Origin of the sequence: Streptomyces griseoluteus, assembly GCF_004784465.1 — a bacterium.
Classification (GTDB): Bacteria; Actinomycetota; Actinomycetes; order Streptomycetales; family Streptomycetaceae; genus Streptomyces; species Streptomyces griseoluteus.
Genome location: NZ_SRRU01000001.1, coordinates 637,963 through 655,475, shown reverse-complemented (window position 1 = coordinate 655,475; position 17,513 = coordinate 637,963). Strand labels below are relative to the sequence as shown.

At 69.8% G+C, this 17,513-nt stretch carries 15 protein-coding genes and 1 riboswitch; of the genes, 9 read left to right on the top strand and 6 right to left on the bottom strand.

Going from position 1 to position 17,513, the window contains the following annotated elements; genetic code table 11:
* Nucleotides 1-8: 8 nt before the first annotated feature.
* Nucleotides 9-473, bottom strand: a complete 465-nt coding sequence (locus tag E5082_RS03190; protein WP_135789739.1) for a hypothetical protein — start codon at nucleotides 471-473, stop codon at nucleotides 9-11.
* A 125-nt stretch (nucleotides 474-598) separates the two neighbouring features.
* Between E5082_RS03190 and E5082_RS03185 the strand changes: the two genes are divergently transcribed.
* Both E5082_RS03185 and E5082_RS03180 read left to right on the top strand, forming a co-directional pair.
* Nucleotides 599-1,567: a diacylglycerol/lipid kinase family protein gene (locus tag E5082_RS03185; RefSeq protein ID WP_135789738.1), complete on the top strand. Its 969-nt coding sequence runs from the start codon at nucleotides 599-601 to the stop codon at nucleotides 1,565-1,567.
* Nucleotides 1,568-1,887: 320 nt separating this feature from the next.
* Nucleotides 1,888-2,145, top strand: a complete 258-nt coding sequence (locus E5082_RS03180) for a WhiB family transcriptional regulator (protein WP_003992873.1) — start codon at nucleotides 1,888-1,890, stop codon at nucleotides 2,143-2,145.
* Between the two features lie 246 nt (nucleotides 2,146-2,391).
* Here the strand turns inward: E5082_RS03180 and E5082_RS03175 are convergent, their stop codons facing one another.
* Nucleotides 2,392-3,858, bottom strand: a complete 1,467-nt coding sequence (locus tag E5082_RS03175; protein WP_107483892.1) for a sensor histidine kinase — start codon at nucleotides 3,856-3,858, stop codon at nucleotides 2,392-2,394.
* A gap of 494 nt (nucleotides 3,859-4,352) precedes the next feature.
* Between E5082_RS03175 and nagB the strand changes: the two genes are divergently transcribed.
* Nucleotides 4,353-5,138 carry a glucosamine-6-phosphate deaminase gene (nagB, locus tag E5082_RS03170; RefSeq protein ID WP_135789737.1) on the top strand — a complete coding sequence of 262 codons (786 nt, stop codon included), beginning with the start codon at nucleotides 4,353-4,355 and terminating at the stop codon, nucleotides 5,136-5,138.
* A gap of 46 nt (nucleotides 5,139-5,184) precedes the next feature.
* On the opposite strand, the gene E5082_RS03165 is transcribed toward nagB, so the two are convergent.
* The 4 genes from E5082_RS03165 to E5082_RS03150 form a co-directional block, all read right to left on the bottom strand.
* On the bottom strand, nucleotides 5,185-6,666 hold the full coding sequence (locus tag E5082_RS03165; protein WP_135789736.1) for a glycoside hydrolase family 3 protein: 1,482 nt from the start codon (nucleotides 6,664-6,666) through the stop codon (nucleotides 5,185-5,187).
* Nucleotides 6,667-6,675: 9 nt separating this feature from the next.
* Nucleotides 6,676-7,518, bottom strand: coding sequence for a carbohydrate ABC transporter permease (locus E5082_RS03160; protein WP_135789735.1), 843 nt, complete (start codon nucleotides 7,516-7,518; stop codon nucleotides 6,676-6,678).
* Nucleotides 7,515-8,504 carry a carbohydrate ABC transporter permease gene (locus E5082_RS03155; protein WP_135789734.1) on the bottom strand — a complete coding sequence of 330 codons (990 nt, stop codon included), beginning with the start codon at nucleotides 8,502-8,504 and terminating at the stop codon, nucleotides 7,515-7,517. Before E5082_RS03155 ends, E5082_RS03160 begins: the two co-directional genes overlap by 4 nt.
* Before the next feature lie 86 nt (nucleotides 8,505-8,590).
* Entirely contained in the window at nucleotides 8,591-9,859 is a 1,269-nt protein-coding gene (locus E5082_RS03150) for an extracellular solute-binding protein (protein WP_135789733.1), read from the bottom strand.
* Nucleotides 9,860-10,266: 407 nt separating this feature from the next.
* Between E5082_RS03150 and E5082_RS03145 the strand changes: the two genes are divergently transcribed.
* From E5082_RS03145 to E5082_RS03120, 6 genes are all read left to right on the top strand, one after another.
* The gene (locus E5082_RS03145; RefSeq protein WP_030807463.1) at nucleotides 10,267-11,031 is read left to right on the top strand and encodes a GntR family transcriptional regulator; all 765 of its coding nucleotides are present in this window, start codon (nucleotides 10,267-10,269) and stop codon (nucleotides 11,029-11,031) included.
* 140 nt (nucleotides 11,032-11,171) lie between these two features.
* A complete protein-coding gene (locus E5082_RS03140; RefSeq protein WP_167513969.1) occupies nucleotides 11,172-11,435 on the top strand; it encodes a DUF3311 domain-containing protein in 264 nt (87 codons plus the stop codon).
* Complete coding sequence (gene mctP, locus E5082_RS03135; RefSeq protein ID WP_135789731.1) at nucleotides 11,432-13,042, top strand: monocarboxylate uptake permease MctP; 1,611 nt, start codon at nucleotides 11,432-11,434, stop codon at nucleotides 13,040-13,042. Before E5082_RS03140 ends, mctP begins: the two co-directional genes overlap by 4 nt.
* Before the next feature lie 75 nt (nucleotides 13,043-13,117).
* Nucleotides 13,118-13,624 (top strand): GNAT family N-acetyltransferase, encoded by a 507-nt coding sequence (locus E5082_RS03130; RefSeq protein ID WP_135789730.1) that lies wholly within the window; start codon nucleotides 13,118-13,120, stop codon nucleotides 13,622-13,624.
* A 63-nt stretch (nucleotides 13,625-13,687) separates the two neighbouring features.
* Nucleotides 13,688-13,813: riboswitch (cobalamin riboswitch) on the top strand.
* 125 nt (nucleotides 13,814-13,938) lie between these two features.
* Nucleotides 13,939-16,320 (top strand): ribonucleoside-diphosphate reductase subunit alpha, encoded by a 2,382-nt coding sequence (locus E5082_RS03125; RefSeq protein ID WP_135789729.1) that lies wholly within the window; start codon nucleotides 13,939-13,941, stop codon nucleotides 16,318-16,320.
* Complete coding sequence (locus tag E5082_RS03120; protein WP_135789728.1) at nucleotides 16,320-17,327, top strand: ribonucleotide-diphosphate reductase subunit beta; 1,008 nt, start codon at nucleotides 16,320-16,322, stop codon at nucleotides 17,325-17,327. Before E5082_RS03125 ends, E5082_RS03120 begins: the two co-directional genes overlap by 1 nt.
* The last annotated feature ends 186 nt before the right edge of the window (nucleotides 17,328-17,513 follow it).

Sequence of the window (17,513 nt, the reverse complement as noted above, 5' to 3'; positions counted from 1 at the left end):
GCGGGGTGTTATTCGGTGCGGCCCGGCCCGGTGATCCCCAGGGCGCGGGTCGTGGCCGGGTTGACCAGCAGCACCAGCGCGGTCACCGAGACCACGGCGAGGGCGATGCCCGCCCCGATGGCGATGCTGTCGGCCTGGAGCAGGTTGTAGGCGACCGGCAGCGCGAGGATCTGGGTGATGACGGCGGGGCCCCGGCTCCAGCGGCGCACCTGCCACAGCCCCCGCGCGGCGAGCAGCGGCAGCAGCGCGAGCACCAGCAGGGTGATCCCGCCCGTGACCGCCTGCTGACGGCTCTCGGGGGCGCCGGCCAGACCGAGCGCGAGAATCCACCCGCCCGCCACGACGAGGGCGATCCCCTCCAGCGCGGCCAGCGCGGCGGCGTACGTCAGGCGGCGCGGGCGCTCTCCGGCGGCCGGGGCGGTGCCGTCGGTCTCCGGCACGGAGGTCTGCGCGGGGGTCTGCTCACTGCTCACCCGAGAAGGGTAGCCCCCGTGCGCGACGGACCCCGGAGGGTGCGTGGTGAGGCTCACGCCCTCTTCGTCCATGGATCTCCGGCTCTCCCTGGGCCGGATACCCCCCAGTAGGTACGCTGCCATGCATGCGTGCACTTCTCGTGGTCAATCCGGCGGCAACCACCACAAGCGCCCGCAGACGCGACGTACTGATCCACGCCCTCGCCAGCGAGATGAAGCTGGATGTCGTCAACACCGAGTACCGCGGTCACGCGCGCGATCTGGGGCGGTCGGCTGCGGAGAGTGACGACATCGACATGGTGGTGGCCCTCGGCGGCGACGGGACCGTGAACGAGGTGGTCAACGGCCTGCTGCACGCCGGCCCGGACCCCGAGCGGCTGCCCGGTCTCGCGGTGGTCCCCGGCGGCTCGACCAATGTCTTCGCCCGCGCGCTCGGCCTGCCCAACGATCCCGTCGAGGCGACCGGCGCCCTGCTGGACGCCCTGCGCGAGCGCCGGGAACGCGTGGTGGGCCTCGGACTCACCTCGGGTACGCCGGGCACCGCGGACGAGGCGGTGCCGGAGCGCTGGTTCACTTTCAACGCCGGACTCGGCTTCGATGCCGGAGTTGTGGGCAGAGTCGAAAGGGAACGGGAGCGCGGCAAGAAGTCGACGCACGCGCTCTATGTCCGCCAAGTAGCAAGGCAGTTCATGGGTGAACCGAATCGCAGGCACGGCACCATCACCCTGCAACGACCGGGTGCGGAACCGGTGTCGGATCTCGCCGTCGCCATAGTCTCGAACACATCGCCGTGGACGTATCTCGGCAATCGCCCGATGTACACATCACCTAAGGCGTCGTTCGATAAAGGCATCGACGTGCTCGGCCTGAAGCGGCTCTCCACGGCCGCGGTTGCCCGGTATGCGACCCAGTTGCTCACTTCGTCCCCCGAGCGGGGACCCCATGGAAGACACGCGGTCTCGCTGCACGACCTGGACCGCTTCACCTTGCATTCGAAGGTCCCTCTGCCCCTTCAGATGGACGGTGACCACCTGGGGCTGCGGACGAGCGTGACGTTCACAGGCGTTCGCCGTGCACTGCGTGTGATTGTGTGAGCGGAACAGGCCAAAGTCCTTTCACTCGAACGTTTAGGCCACCGTCCACCCCATGGAAGTACGGCTGTGACCTAGTCGACACCGAGGAATCAAAAAAAATCTTCGGGAAGGGGTTGTATCCGCCGCCGAGGTTTGCGAGTCTCTACATGGCGATCGGGACGGCCCGCAAGACCGGCTTCCAGTGGTCGCCAGAACCCCTCTTCAAAACAAAGGACCACGCCGGGGAGACCCGGTGATCGGCCCTTCACTTGTTGAGGGACTCGTGAAAGCGTTCACATTCACAAGCAATCTGCATGTAATACCAAGGAGAGGTAGCAGCCATGGACTGGCGTCACAACGCCGTTTGCCGCGAGGAAGACCCCGAGCTGTTCTTCCCCATCGGCAACACCGGTCCCGCGCTGCTGCAGATCGAGGAAGCCAAGGCCGTCTGCCGTCGCTGCCCGGTGATCGAGCAGTGTCTGCAGTGGGCGCTCGAGTCCGGTCAGGACTCCGGCGTCTGGGGTGGTCTGAGCGAGGACGAGCGTCGCGCGATGAAGCGCCGCGCCGCCCGCAACCGTGCTCGCCAGGCTTCTGCCTGACGAGTCACCCCTGCTGACAGCCTGAGCTTGGCGGCGCGTGGTGCCCGACGGGAACTCCCGTACCGGGCACCACGCTTCTCCCGCCCCGAGCCGCAGCGCGCAGTACCACACCGATGCTTTCCCCTGGTCCCGGCTCCGCCGGACCAGGGGGGCTCCGCCTCAGCGGAGCAGCTCAGCAACGAGCACCAGCCTCGGACCATCACTGGTCCGGGGCTTTTCGCTTGCCCGCGCCCATCTGGCGGCGCCTCACTTCTGCGGCCGCACCGGGATGTCGAGGATGACCCGGGTGCCGCGCTCCGGTGCCGGGATCATGTCGAAGGTGCCGCCCAGCTCGCCCTCCACCAGCGTCCGCACGATCTGGAGGCCGAGGTTGCCCGCGGTGTGCGGGTCGAAGCCCTCGGGCAGACCGACCCCGTCGTCCTGGACGGTGACCAGCAGCCGGGCCTCCTTGGTGGTGCCGCCGCGCACCGCCGAGACCTCGACCGTGCCGGTGTCGCCCTCGCGGAAGCCGTGTTCCAGGGCGTTCTGCAGCACCTCGGTCAGCACCATCGACAGCGGGGTGGCGACCTCGGCGTCCAGCCAGCCGAAGCGGCCGCTGCGCCGGCCGGTCACCTTGCCCGGCGAGATCTCCGCGACCATCGCCAGCACCCGGTCGGCGATGTCGTCGAACTCCACGCGCTCGTCCAGGTTCTGAGACAGCGTCTCGTGCACGATGGCGATGGAGCCGACCCGGCGCACGGCCTCCTCCAGCGCCTCCCGGCCTCGCTCGGAGTCGATGCGCCGGGCCTGGAGCCGCAGCAGGGCGGCGACCGTCTGGAGGTTGTTCTTCACCCGGTGGTGGATCTCCCGGATGGTGGCGTCCTTGGTGATCAGCTCCCGTTCGCGGCGCCGGAGTTCGGTGACGTCCCGGCAGAGCACCAGGGAACCGATGCGCGTGCCCTTGGGCTTGAGCGGGATGGACCGGAACTGGATGACCCCGTCGTTCGCCTCGATCTCGAACTCGCGGGGCGCGTAGCCGCTGGCCGCCTTGGCGAGCGCCTCGTCCACCGGGCCCCTCGTCGGGGCGAGTTCGGCGGTGGTGCGGCCGAGGTGGTGGCCGACCAGGTCGGCGGCGAGACCGAGCCGGTGGTAGGCGGAGAGGGCGTTCGGGGAGGCGTACTGGACGATGCCGTCGGCGTCCACCCGGATCAGGCCGTCGCCCGCGCGCGGGGAGGCGTCCATGTCGACCTGCTGGTCGGGGAACGGGAAGGAACCGGCCGCGATCATCTGCGCGAGGTCCGAGGCGCTCTGGAGGTAGGTGAGTTCCAGCCGGCTCGGGGTGCGCACGGTCAGCAGGTTGGTGTTGCGGGCGATGACCCCGAGGACCCGGCCCTCGCGCCGGACCGGGATGGACTCGACCCGTACGGGAACCTCTTCGCGCCATTCCGGGTCGCCCTCGCGCACGATCCGGCCCTCGTCCAGGGCCGCGTCCAGCATGGGGCGGCGGCCGCGCGGGACCAGGTGGCCGACCATGTCGTCCTGGTAGGAGGTCGGGCCGGTGTTCGGGCGCATCTGGGCGACCGAGACGTACCGGGTGCCGTCGCTGGTGGGGACCCACAGGACGAGATCGGCGAAGGAGAGGTCGGAGAGCAGTTGCCACTCCGAGACCAGCAGATGGAGCCACTCGAGGTCGGTGTCCCCGAGGGCGGTGTGCTGGCGGACGAGTTCGTTCATGGAGGGCACGCTGCGAGCGTACCGGGGCCGCGTCACTGGCCGAAAAGACACCCGCGGGCCGCGGCGCCTGAGAGGGACCCTCAGCCCTCTCCGCGCCGCAGCCCGGAGCATCATCGGCCGTGGGGTGTGCGGTCCCGGTCGGCCGAAGGCCGAGGAGCCGGAGCAGTCAGGGCAGAGAGCGCCGGTTCCTCGATCCGCCTTCCTGTGCGGGGAAGACGGAGGCTTGTCAGCTTGTCGTCCTGCGTGGAGCCTCTCCCGCATTCTGGACTAGACCACGCGGGCGTGTCCATGGCCTTGGGGCCCCGAACCCGTGGGCGGCGGGCCGCACCGTACCGGCAGCCTAGCCCGGCCGAAGGGCCTGCGGGAGGTCGTCGGCCTGGCGATTTCCGCCACGTACGGCGGGGGCCGCTCTGCTAGATTGGTCTAAACCACACAGCCAGCGCTCCCCCGGTCCCCAGCGACCGTCGGCCCTCTTCCAGATCGGCAGGCCCAGCGTGGAAGTTGTCATCGTCCCGGACGCCGCGGCGGGCGGCGAGCTGATAGCCGAATCCATGGCCCAGTTGCTTCGCCGCAAGCCCGACGCCCTGCTCGGGGTGGCCACCGGCTCCACCCCGCTGCCCGTCTACCAGGCCCTCGCGGCCAAGGTGCGCGCGGGCGAGGTGGACACCCACCGGGCCAGGATCGCCCAGCTCGACGAATACGTGGGGCTGCCCGCCGACCACCCCGAGTCCTACCGCTCGGTGCTGCGCCGCGAGGTGCTGGAGCCGCTCGGCATCCCCATGGACGCGTTCACCGGCCCGGACGGCACCGCCGACGACGTGCAGGCGGCGTGCGAGGAGTACGACCGGGCGCTCGCCGCGGCCGGAGGCGTGGACCTCCAGCTCCTCGGCATCGGCACGGACGGGCACATCGGGTTCAACGAACCGTGCTCCTCGCTCGCCTCGCGCACCCGGATCAAGACGCTGACCGAGCAGACCCGGATCGACAACGCCCGCTTCTTCGACGGCGACATCGACCAGGTACCGCACCACGTGATCACCCAGGGCATCGGCACCATCCTGGAGGCCCGCCACCTGGTGCTGCTCGCCACCGGCGAGGGCAAGGCGGACGCGGTCGCCGCCACCGTCGAGGGCCCGGTCGCGGCGGTCTGCCCCGCCTCCGCCCTCCAGCTCCATCCGCACGCCACGGTCGTCGCCGACGAGGCCGCCGCCTCCAAGCTGAAGCTCGCGGACTACTTCCGCCACACCTACACCCACAAGCCGGAGTGGCAGGGCCTGTAGAGACACCCCGGTCCCCGTGGGCGCACCACGGGGACCGGGTGCGGGCTCACGCCCCCGCGATGACCTCCGCCGCGGCCCGGCCGCAGACGCGGGCCGCGCCGTGGGTGGCGAGGTGGAGGTGGCCTCGGGGCGGGGACTGGGGGACGCCCATCTCGACGACCACGGTGTCCGGGCGGGCGGTCAGGAGGGTGGTCAGGGCCTTGGCCATCCAGGGGTGGCGGTGTTCGTCGCGGACCACCGCGACCAGTCGGCGCTCCCCCGCCGCCGCGAGGGCGTCGGTGCCGGCCGAGTCGCCGGTGAAGCTTCCGGTGCCGGTGCCCGGCAGCAGCCTGGACAGCTCCGCGGCCACGCCCCAGGGGGTCTCGTCACCCACCGCGATGTTGGCGACCGGGGTGAAGGCGGCGACGTAGGGCGCCTCGGTGAGCGGGATGAAGGACTCGCCGCCGGTCACCGTCAGGGCCCGGCGGGCCGCGCGCAGTCCGGCCCCGGGGTCGGGGGCGGTCTCCCCGGTGGTCCCGTTCGCCGTCCAGGCGGCCAGTTCGCGCACCCGGCGGGCCGCGTCCGCGAGGCGCTCCTCGGAGAGTTCGCCGGAGCGCACGGCGCCCACCAGGGCGTCGCGCAGCCGCCGTACCGTCTCGTCGTCGGCGAGGCCGCCGCCCACACAGATGGCGTCGGCGCCCGCCGCGACGGCGAGGACGCTGCCGTGCTCGATGCCGTAGGTGCCGGAGACGGCGCGCATCTCCATGCCGTCGGTGACGATCAGCCCCTGGTAGCCGAGTTCGCCGCGCAGCAGGTCGGTGAGGACCGGCCGGGAGAGGGTCGCGGGGCGGTCCGGGTCCAGCGCGGGGACCAGGATGTGGGCGCTCATCACCGCGCGGGTGCCCGCCGCGAGGGCGGCCCGGAAGGGCGCGAGTTCACGGGCCTGGAGCACGTCGGCGGCCACGTCGATGCGGGGCAGCGCGTGATGGGAGTCGACGGCGGTGTCGCCGTGGCCCGGGAAGTGCTTGGTGCAGGCCGCGACCCCGGCGGACTGCAGGCCGGTGACATAGGCGGCGGTGTGCCGGGCGACCAGGCCGGTGTCGGCGCCGAAGGAGCGGACGCCGATGACCGGGTTGTCGGGGTTGGAGTTGACGTCGGCGGAGGGCGCCCAGTTGAGGTGCACCCCGCAGGCGGCGAGACGGCGGCCGAGTTCCCGGGCGACGGCCTGGGTCAGCTCCACGTCGTCCACCGCCCCGAGGGCGTGGTTGCCGGGGAAGGAGGAGCCGGTACGGGCCTCAAGGCGGGTGACGTCCCCGCCCTCCTCGTCGATGGCCACCAGTACGTCGGGCCGCTCGGTACGCAACTGGGCGGTCAGCGCCGACAGTTGCTCGGGGGAGACGATGTTGCGGCCGAACAGGCCGACCGAGGTGAGGCCCTCGCCGAGCCGGCGCAGCAGCCAGTCGGGGGCGGTGGTGCCGGTGAAGCCGGGCTGGAGGACGGTGAGCGCGTCGCGCGTCAGGGTGTCCGTACCGCGGGCGATTGTCGTCATCGGGTGGCGTTATCCCTTCACGGCGCCCGCGGTCAGCCCCGCGGCCATCTTGCGCTGGACGAGGAGGAACAGCACGACGATCGGCACGGCCATCATGGTGGCGCCGGCCATCATCGGGGCGTATTCGGTGCCGTGCTTGGTGGTGAAGTTGCCGAGCCAGACGGTGGCCGTCTGGTTCTCCTGGCTGAGCAGCATCAGGGCGTAGAGGTACTCGTTCCACGCCTGGATGAAGCCGTAGACCGAGGTGGCGACCATGCCGGGGGCGAGCAGCGGGAAGACCACGCGGACGAAGGCGCCGGTGCGGGAGCAGCCGTCGACCATGGCCGCCTCCTCCAGCTCGCGCGGGATGTTGACGATGAAGCCGCGCAGGGTCCACACCGTGAACGGCAGGATGAAGGTCAGATAGGTGATGATCAGGCCGGTGAGCTTGTCGTACTGATGCAGGTCGTTCAGCAGCAGGAAGACCGGGATGATCATGGCGACGAGCGGGACCATCTGCACCGCGAGGATGCCGACGATCACGATCTTCCGGCCCCGGAAGGCGAACCGGGAGATGGCGAGCGCGGCGAGCATGCCGACGACGACGCCGATGAGGACCACGGACAGCGAGACGACCAGGCTGCGGCCGACCGGCCCCCAGAAGTCGGCGATGTCGAAGGCCCGGCTGAAGTTGTCCAGGGTGAACCCGGTGGGCAGCAGGCTCGGGTCGGGGTCGATGGCGTCCTTGGCCGGCTTGATCGCGGTGTCGAGCATCCAGTAGACGGGGAAGCCCGCGGTGGCGGCGACGAGGAGACCGAGGATGTTCCAGCCGGCCTTGGAGGTCCGGCGGGCGGGGGAAGCCGTGCTGGTCACTCGACCTCTCCGATCTTGAGCATCTGGCGCATGTAGACGGCGACGACGCCGAGCAGCAGCACCACGGTGATGAGGGCGATGGCGGAGCCCTGGGCGTAGTCGTTGACCACGAAGGCGCGGTCGTAGGAGTAGGTGGTGAGGAGCTGGAACTGGGCCTCGGGGTGGCCGTTGCGCATCACGAAGACCTGCGGGAAGACACCCATGTCCCAGATGACCGAGAGGGTCGTCAGCATGACGATCACCGGCTTGAGCACCGGCAGGGTGACGTACCGGAAGACGCCCCAGGAACCCGCGCCGTCCAGCCGGGCGGCCTCCTCCAGCTCGGCGGGGACCTGGGTGAGTCCGGCGCTGAGGGTGATGACCACGAAGGGCACCGCGCCCCAGACCACCAGCAGCATGATCACCGCGAGGCCCTCGGGGCCGCTGGCGAACCAGTTGTGGCCGATCAGGTCGACGCCGGGCAGCTTGCTGATGAGGGCGTTGAGGATGCCGTAGTCGGCGTCGAAGAGCCACTTGAAGACGGTGGTGGCGACGATGACGGGCATGCCCCAACTCGCCACCAGCGCGATGTTGATGAGGGTCTTCACCCAGCCGGAGACCCGCTGGAGCAGCAGGGCGATCAGCATGCCGAGGACCATCGTGAAGACGACGGCGCCCGCGGTGAAGACGACGGTGCGCAGCACGACCTGCCAGAAGTCGCCGTCGCCCAGCACCTTGGAGAAGTTGTCGAAGCCGACGGACTCCGGCTCCTTAAAGCCCCAGAGCTGGGACTGGCCGAACTTCTGGAACGACAGGGTGACCAGCCGGACCAGGGGGTAGCCCATGACACCGGCGAGGATCAGCAGACAGGGCGCGAGGAGCAGCCAGGGAGTGGTGGCGCCGCCCTTGGCGGAGGCCGGGCGGCGGGGCCGGGGCGGCGGGCCGGGCGGGGGCGCCTGCCGCTGCGGCGGCACCTTTGCAGGCGTGGTCGTGTCTGCGGCACTCATCGCGCTCCTCGGCGATCCCTTAAAACCTGTGCGAGCGGTACGGCGGGCGCCGCGCGGGCTTTTGCGGCCCGCGCGGCGCACCGGGGTCACTTGGTGTTGATGACCTTGTCGATCGCGGCGTCCGCCGCCTTGGCGGCGTCCTGGACCGACTTCTTGCCGGTGCCGATCTGCTGGAGCATGGTCTGGAGGACCTGCGCCTTCTCCACCTGGCCCCAGCCCGGCGCCATCGGCACGAACCAGTTGGACTCGGCCGCGGTGGCCGGCACGGCGGTCGCCGGGTCGTTCTTCAGGGTGGCCAGGTCGGTCTTGTTGTTGGGCAGGTTGCCCTTGGCGATCAGACCCTTCTGGCCCTCGGGACCGGTGAAGGCGTTGATCCACTCGGCGGCGATGTCCTGGTTGTGCGACTTCACCGGGACGGCGAGGTCGGAACCGCCCAGGAACACCGGCATGTTCTTGCCAGAGGGACCGGGCATCACGAAGTTCTCGAGGTTGTCCTTGAGCTTGCCGGTCTTGTCGTTCTTCGGGTCGGCGGAGGTCGCGCCCTCCCAGGCCGCGCCGAAGATCATGGCCGACTTGCCCTGGCCGTACACGAGGTAACGGTCGGACTCGTCCTTGGTCTTGTCGCCGTGCATGTACTTGTCGACGACCTGCTTGAAGGCGGTGAGGCCCTTGACCGACTCCGGCGAGGAGAGGGACGCCTTCCACCGGCCGCCCTCCTCCTTGGCGATGGCGCCGCCCGCGTCGTAGACGAAGGACATGGCCGCGTACCAGTCACGGGTGGGCTGGTACCAGGCGTTGAACTTGTCGCCCTCCTTCTTCTGGATCTTGTCCAGGGCGGAGGTCAGCTCGGGGTAGGTCTTCGGCGGGGTCTTGACGCCGACGGAAGCGGCGACGTCCTTGCGCCAGTTGGCGACGCGGCCACCGGCGTAGTACGGCACGCCGTAGGTCTTGCCGTCGTAGGTCACCGACGCCTTCAGGCCGTCCAGCCAGGCGTCCGAGCCCTCGAACTTGCCGGGCTCCAGGGGGGCGAAGGCGCCCTTCACCATGTAGCCGAGCATCTCGGTGTTGCCCATCTCGACCACGTCGGGGGCCTTGTCGGTGGCGAGGACGGCGTCCAGCTTGGTGTTCTTGTCCGGCCAGCCGTAGAACTCGTGCTTGATCTTCAGGCCCGGGTGCTTCTTCATCACGGCCGCGTCGGCGGCCTCGACCAGGTTCGGCCAGTTGTTCTGCGCGTCCACGGTGAGCCAGACGGTCAGCGCGTCACTGTCGCCCCCCTTGCCGTCGTCGCTGCCGCACGCGGCGATGGAGACGATCATGCCCGCGACGCCGATCGCGGCTATCAGTCTGCGCTTCACGCCATCCTCCTCAGGGATGCCCACAACCCCCCTGCCTCCCCGCGGTGTCACACTTGCGCGTCGTACCGCCCTCGGAGCCGGGACTGGACCAATGGTGTAGACCAGCACGGGGAGCTTGGCCCAGACCAAAAGGGCTGTCAAGGGTGTTCATGTGGGGTCCGGGCGTCCGTGACGCGACCGAGATATGCAGGGACCTTTCATTGCGCAACCGACAGATCGGACGGACCAGTTCCGGTGGACCACTGCCCCGTCGGCCACGGGTGGACTAGACCAACCGGGGGTGCGGCGGTATACAGGGAGATCACGGAACGTGCGGGTGAACCGGCCGCGCGCGGCCGTGTCACGATGTGAGCCGTGACCGATGGCGACGTCGGTCGCCATCGGCATCCGGAGCCGGGAAGGCAGCCATGAGCACCGACGTCAGCAGGGCGGAGAACGAGGCCGGCGCGACCGTCCGTACCGCGCGCGTGCCCAAGTACTACCGCCTGAAGAAGCACCTCCAGGAGATGACGGAGACGCTTCCGCCGGGCACGCCGGTGCCGCCCGAGCGCACGCTGGCCGCCGAGTTCGACACCTCCCGCACCACCGTCCGCCAGGCCCTCCAGGAGCTGGTGGTCGAGGGGCGGCTGGAGCGCATCCAGGGCAAGGGCACCTTCGTCGCCAAGCCCAAGGTCGCCCAGGCGCTCCAACTGACCTCCTACACCGAGGACATGCGGGCCCAGGGGCTCGAACCCACCTCGCAGCTGCTGGACATCGGCTACATCACGGCCGACGACCGGCTGGCCGGGCTGCTGGACATAAGCGCCGGCGGCCGGGTGCTGCGCATCGAGCGGCTGCGCATGGCCAACGCCGAGCCGATGGCCATAGAGACCACCCACCTCTCCGCCAAGCGCTTTCCCGCGCTGCGCCGCTCGCTGGTGAAGTACACCTCGCTGTACACCGCGCTCGCCGAGGTCTACGACGTCCACCTGGCCGAGGCCGAGGAGACCATCGAGACCTCGCTGGCGACCCCGCGGGAGGCGAGCCTGCTCGGCACCGACGTGGGCCTGCCGATGCTGCTGCTGTCCCGGCACTCGGTGGACCGGGAGGGCCGCCCGGTGGAGTGGGTGCGCTCGGTGTACCGGGGCGACCGGTACAAGTTCGTGGCGCGGCTCCGGCGTCCGCAGGACTGACCGGCTCCGTTTCCCCCGCTTCTCGGGCCCCACCAGCTCACATCGCCATATCGATACCCGGACGAGGGCTTCCGCTCCGCCGTGCCGTCACCTAGATTGCGTGCGCATTACGCGTGATCAACGAGGGGACGGAGTCCGGCATGCCCGAAGATTCTGAAGTGAGGCAACCGGTGGTGACACCGGTCCGAGTGGTCATCGGGCTGTGTCTCGTGGCGCCGTTCGTGGCGATGCTGTGGGTGGGTTCGTTCTCCAAGGTGGACCCGACGTTCATCGGCATCCCGTTCTTCTACTGGTACCAGATGCTGTGGGTGCTGGTCTCCACCTCGCTCACCATGACCGCGTACCAGCTCTGGCAGCGCGACCAGCGCTCCCGCAAGGCCCGGAGCGGGGGTGTCCCGAAGTGAAGGACGGCGTCAACGGCGTGGCGCTCGGCGTCTTCGTCTTCTTCTTCCTCGCGGTCACGGTCCTGGGCTTCCTCGCCTCGCGCTGGCGCAAGGCCGAGAACGAGCACTCGCTGGACGAATGGGGCCTTGGCGGCCGGTCGTTCGGCACCTGGATCACGTGGTTCCTGCTCGGCGGCGACCTGTACACGGCGTACACCTTCGTCGCCGTGCCGGCGGCGATCTACGCGGCCGGCGCGGCCGGGTTCTTCGCGGTGCCGTACACGATCCTGGTGTACCCACTGATCTTCACCTTCCTGCCCCGGCTGTGGTCGGTCTCGCACCGGCACGGGTACGTCACCACCTCCGACTTCGTGCGCGGGCGCTTCGGCTCCAAGGGTCTTTCGCTGGCGGTGGCGGTCACCGGCATCCTGGCGACCATGCCGTACATCGCGCTCCAACTGGTCGGCATCCAGGCGGTGCTGGACGTGATGGGCGTGGGCGGCGGTGAGGACACCAACTGGTTCGTGAAGGACCTGCCGCTGCTGATCGCCTTCGGCGTGCTCGCGGCGTACACGTACTCCGCGGGTCTGCGGGCCCCGGCGATGATCGCGTTCGTGAAGGACACGCTGATCTACATCGTCATCGCGGTGGCGATCATCTACATCCCGATCAAGCTGGGCGGGTTCGACGAGATCTTCGCCAAGGCGGGCGAGAAGTACACCGCCGCCGGTGCGGGCGGCCTCGTCCCGGCCCCGGCGGGCCAGTGGACGTACGCGACGCTGGCGTTGGGATCGGCGCTCGCGCTGTTCATGTACCCGCACTCGATCACCGCGACCCTCTCCTCCAAGAGCCGCGAGGTCATCCGGCGCAACACCACGATCCTGCCGCTGTACTCCCTGATGCTGGGGCTGCTGGCGCTGCTGGGCTTCATGGCCATCGCGGCCGGGGTGAAGGTCACCAACGGGCAACTCGCCATCCCGCAGTTGTTCGAGGACATGTTCCCGGACTGGTTCGCGGGCGTGGCGTTCGCCGCGATCGGTATCGGCGCGCTCGTCCCGGCGGCGATCATGTCGATCGCGGCCGCGAACCTGTTCACCCGCAACATCTACAAGGACTTCATCAAGCCCGACGCGACGCCCGAGCAGGAGACCAAGGTCTCCAAGCTGGTCTCGCTGCTGGTGAAGGTGGGCGCGCTGGTCTTCGTTCTCACCATGGACAAGACGGTCGCCATCAACTTCCAGCTCCTGGGCGGCATCTGGATTCTCCAGACCTTCCCCGCCCTGGTCGGCGGCCTCTTCACCCGCTGGTTCCACCGCTGGGCCCTGCTGGCCGGCTGGGCGGTCGGCATGGTCTACGGCACCCTCGCCGCCTACGGCGTCGCCTCCCCCACCCAGAAGCACTTCGGCGGCTCCGCCAAGGAGATCCCCGGCATCGGTGAGATCGGCTACATCGGCCTGACGGCCTTCGTCCTGAACGTCGTCGTCACGGTGGTCCTCACCTTCGTCCTCAAGGCCGTGAAGGCCCCCGACGGCATCGACGAGACCACCCCCGCCGACTACACCGCCGACGCCGGCGACCCCGGCGTGGAGGTCGAACTCCCCCCGGCGACAGCGGGCACCAGCCACTAGAAGTCCGCACCTTGTGGCCACGGGCCGCCGTAACGCGCAAGCGACGGCGGCCCGTCGTCGTACACACTGCCGGGCATGGACCTCCTCATCAGACCCGCCGACCCGGCCGAGTACACCGCCCTGGGCGAGCTCACCGCGCAGGCGTACCTCCAGGACGGCCTGCTGGACTTCGGGGAGAGCGACGCGTACCTGGGTGAGCTGCGGGACGTGGCCCGGCGGGCGGCGCACGCGGAGATCCTCGTGGCCGTGTGCGGGGACGTCCTGCTGGGCGGGGTCACCTTCGTCCCGGCCGGCGGTCCCATGGCCGACATCGCGGGCCCGGGCGAGGCCGAGATCCGGATGCTGGCGGTCGCGCGGGCCGGCCGGGGCCAGGGAGCCGGGGAGGCCCTCGTACGGACCTGTGCGGACCGGGCACGGGCCCTGGCGGGCTGCCACAGCCTCGTCCTCTCCACCCAGCCCACGATGCACGCCGCCCACCGCATCTACGAACGCCTCGGTTTCCACCGCACCCCGCACCGGGACTGGAACCCGTTGCCGGGCGTCCTGGACCTCGCTCTGCTCACCTACGAGTTGACCCTCTGAAGCCGCCGAGACACACAACAGACACAACATCTGGGGGTGACGTGACAGGGCGGCACTAGATGTATGCTCATGCTCGCTGTCGTCGCAGGGGAATCCGGTGCGAATCCGGAACTGTCCCGCAACGGTGTACTCGCGTGCTTCGTGCATGCCAGCGTCAGTCCGAGGACCTGTCGACAGCGGCGCCCGGCCGTCCGGTCCGGGTGCTCGAAGACGTCCGGGCCTCGTGGAGTGGGCCGGTGGACGCGACGCCGTGTGCGCTCGTGCCCTCCCCTACCCTCCGCCAGGCCCCCGTGCCCAGCGAGGGAGAGCCCCACGTGACCATCGCGCCTGCCGATCCGGCTTCAGCCACCCCGGCGACCGAGGCCCCTGTGGAGAACGACGGCCCCGGTGCCGCGCTGCTGCGGACCCTGACCGAGCTGACCGCCGACCTCCCCGACGCGGACCCCGGCCGGGTCGCGGCCGCCGCGCTGCGCGGCCGGTCGGCGCGCGCCGACGAGGCGGAGCTGCGCGAGCTGGCCACCGAGGCCGCCGCCGGTCTGATCTCGGAGGACCCCGCGTACTCCCGGCTGGCCGCCCGGCTGCTCACGCTCTCCATCCGCGCCGAGGCCGCCTCGCAGGGCGTGACCCGCTTCACCGAGTCGGTGGCCGTGGGCCACCGCGAGGGCCTGGTCGCCGACCGCACCGCCGGCTTCGTGGCGCTGCACGCCGCCCGGCTGGACGCCATGATCGACACCGGCGCCGACGACCGCTTCGGCTACTTCGGCCTGCGCACCCTGTACAGCCGCTACCTGCTCCGCCACCCCATCACCCGCAAGGTGGTCGAGACCCCGCAGCACTTCATGCTGCGCGTGGCGAGCGGTCTGGCCGAGAACGACAGCGCCCCCGCCGTGGACGAAGTGGCCGCGCTGTACGGCCTGATGAGCCGCCTGGACTACCTGCCCTCCTCCCCCACCCTGTTCAACTCCGGTACGCGGCACCCCCAGATGTCGTCCTGCTACCTGCTGGACTCCCCGCTGGACGAGCTGGACTCGATCTACGACCGCTACCACCAGGTCGCCCGCCTCTCCAAGCACGCCGGCGGCATCGGCCTCTCGTACTCCCGCATCCGCAGCCGGGGTTCGCTGATCCGGGGCACCAACGGCCACTCCAACGGCATCGTCCCGTTCCTGAAGACGCTGGACGCCTCGGTGGCCGCGGTGAACCAGGGCGGCCGGCGCAAGGGCGCGGCCGCGGTGTACCTGGAGACCTGGCACTCCGACATCGAGGAGTTCCTGGAGCTGCGCGACAACACCGGTGAGGACGCGCGCCGTACGCACAACCTGAACCTCGCGCACTGGATTCCGGACGAGTTCATGCGCCGGGTCAACGCCGACGAGTCCTGGTCGCTGTTCTCCCCGGCGGACGTGCCCGAGCTGGTCGACCTGTGGGGCCCGGAGTTCGACGCGGCCTACCGCAAGGCGGAGGAGGCGGGCCTGGCGAAGAAGTCCATGCCGGCCCGCGAGCTGTACGGCCGCATGATGCGCACCCTCGCGCAGACCGGCAACGGCTGGATGACCTTCAAGGACGCCGCCAACCGCACCGCCAACCAGACGGCACTGCCGGGCAACGTGGTCCACTCCTCCAACCTGTGCACGGAGATCCTGGAGGTCACCGACGACGGGGAGACCGCGGTCTGCAACCTCGGCTCGGTGAACCTGGGCGCCTTCGTGGCCGACGGGGACATCGACTGGGAGCGGCTGGACGAGACCGTCCGCACCGCCGTGACCTTCCTCGACCGGGTCGTGGACATCAACTTCTACCCGACCGAGCAGGCGGGCCGTTCCAACGCCAAGTGGCGCCCGGTGGGCCTCGGCGCGATGGGCCTCCAGGACGTCTTCTTCAAGCTGCGCATCCCCTTCGACTCCCCCGAGGCGAAGGCGCTGTCCACGCGGATCGCCGAGCGCATCATGCTGGCCTCCTACGAGGCCTCCGCCGACCTCGCCGAGCGCAACGGCCCGCTCCCCGCCTGGGAGCAGACCCGTACCGCCCGGGGCGTGCTGCACCCCGACCACTACGGCGTCGAGCTGACCTGGCCGGAGCGCTGGGCCGCGCTGCGCGCCCGGATCGCCGAGGTCGGCATGCGCAACTCGCTGCTGCTGGCGATCGCGCCGACGGCCACCATCGCCTCCATCGCGGGCGTGTACGAGTGCATCGAGCCGCAGGTGTCCAACCTGTTCAAGCGGGAGACGCTGTCGGGCGAGTTCCTCCAGGTCAACGCGTACCTGGTGCAGGAGCTGAAGAACCTCGGCGTGTGGGACGCCCGCACCCGTGAGGAGCTGCGCGAGGCCAACGGCTCGGTGCAGGGCTTCGCCTGGATTCCCGAGGACGTGCGGAACCTGTACCGCACGGCGTGGGAGATCCCGCAGCGCGGTCTGATCGACATGGCCGCCGCCCGTACCCCGTTCCTCGACCAGGCGCAGTCGCTGAACCTGTTCCTGGAGACGCCGACCATCGGCAAGCTCTCCTCGATGTACTCCTACGCCTGGAAGTCGGGTCTGAAGACCACGTACTACCTGCGTTCGCGCCCGGCGACCCGGATCGCCCGCGCGGCGGGCCGCGCCCAGGAGACCAAGACCATCCCCGTCCAGCAGGCGGCCGACCCCGACGCCGTCGCCTGCTCCCTGGAAAACCCCGAGTCCTGCGAGGCCTGCCAGTGATGACCGAGAAGAACCTGCTCGACCCCGGCTTCGAGCTGACTCTCCGCCCCATGCGCTACCCGGACTTCTACGAGCGCTACCGGGACGCGATCAAGAACACCTGGACCGTCGAGGAGGTCGACCTCCACTCGGACGTCGCCGACCTGGCGAAGCTCTCCCCCGAGGAGCAGCACCTGATCGGCCGCCTGGTGGCGTTCTTCGCCACAGGTGACTCGATCGTGGCGAACAACCTGGTGCTGACGCTGTACAAGCACATCAACTCCCCCGAGGCGCGGCTCTACCTGAGCCGGCAGCTCTTCGAGGAGGCCGTGCACGTCCAGTTCTATCTGACGCTGCTCGACACCTACCTGCCCGATCCGGAGGACCGCGCGGACGCCTTCGCGGCGGTGGAGAACATCCCCTCCATCCGGGAGAAGGCCGAGTTCTGCTTCAAGTGGATCGACTCGGTCGACAAGCTGGACCGGCTGGAGACCAAGGCGGACCGCCGCAAGTTCCTGCTGAACCTGATCTGCTTCGCCGCGTGCATCGAGGGCCTGTTCTTCTACGGCGCCTTCGCGTACGTCTACTGGTTCCGCAGCCGGGGTCTGCTGCACGGCCTGGCCACCGGCACCAACTGGGTGTTCCGCGACGAGACGATGCACATGTCGTTCGCCTTCGACGTGGTCGACACCGTCCGCAAGGAGGAGCCGGAGCTGTTCGACGACCAGCTCGAGCAGCAGGTGAAGGACATGCTCCGGGAGGCCGTCGAGGCCGAGCTGCAGTTCGCGCGCGACCTGTGCGGTGACGGCCTGCCCGGCATGAACACCGAGTCGATGCGGCAGTACCTGGAGTGCGTCGCCGACCAGCGCCTCACGCGCCTCGGCTTCGCCCCGGTGTACGGCTCGGAGAACCCCTTCTCCTTCATGGAGCTGCAGGGTGTTCAGGAGCTGACGAACTTCTTCGAGCGCCGTCCGTCGGCGTACCAGGTCGCGGTGGAGGGCACCGTGGACCTGGACGAGGACTTCTGAGCCGTCCGAGTCTCCTTTCCGCGGTCCTCCCGGGCCTGCCCGAGCTGTCGGTCGACGCGCCGTTCGCGCACGATGCCGATCACCGAGGGCAGGGCCAGGAGGACCAGGATGCCGAGAGTGGCGACCATTCCGATGAGACCTTCGATCTGGTTTCCGTTCATGTCATCAGCCTCGCGCTGAACGCTC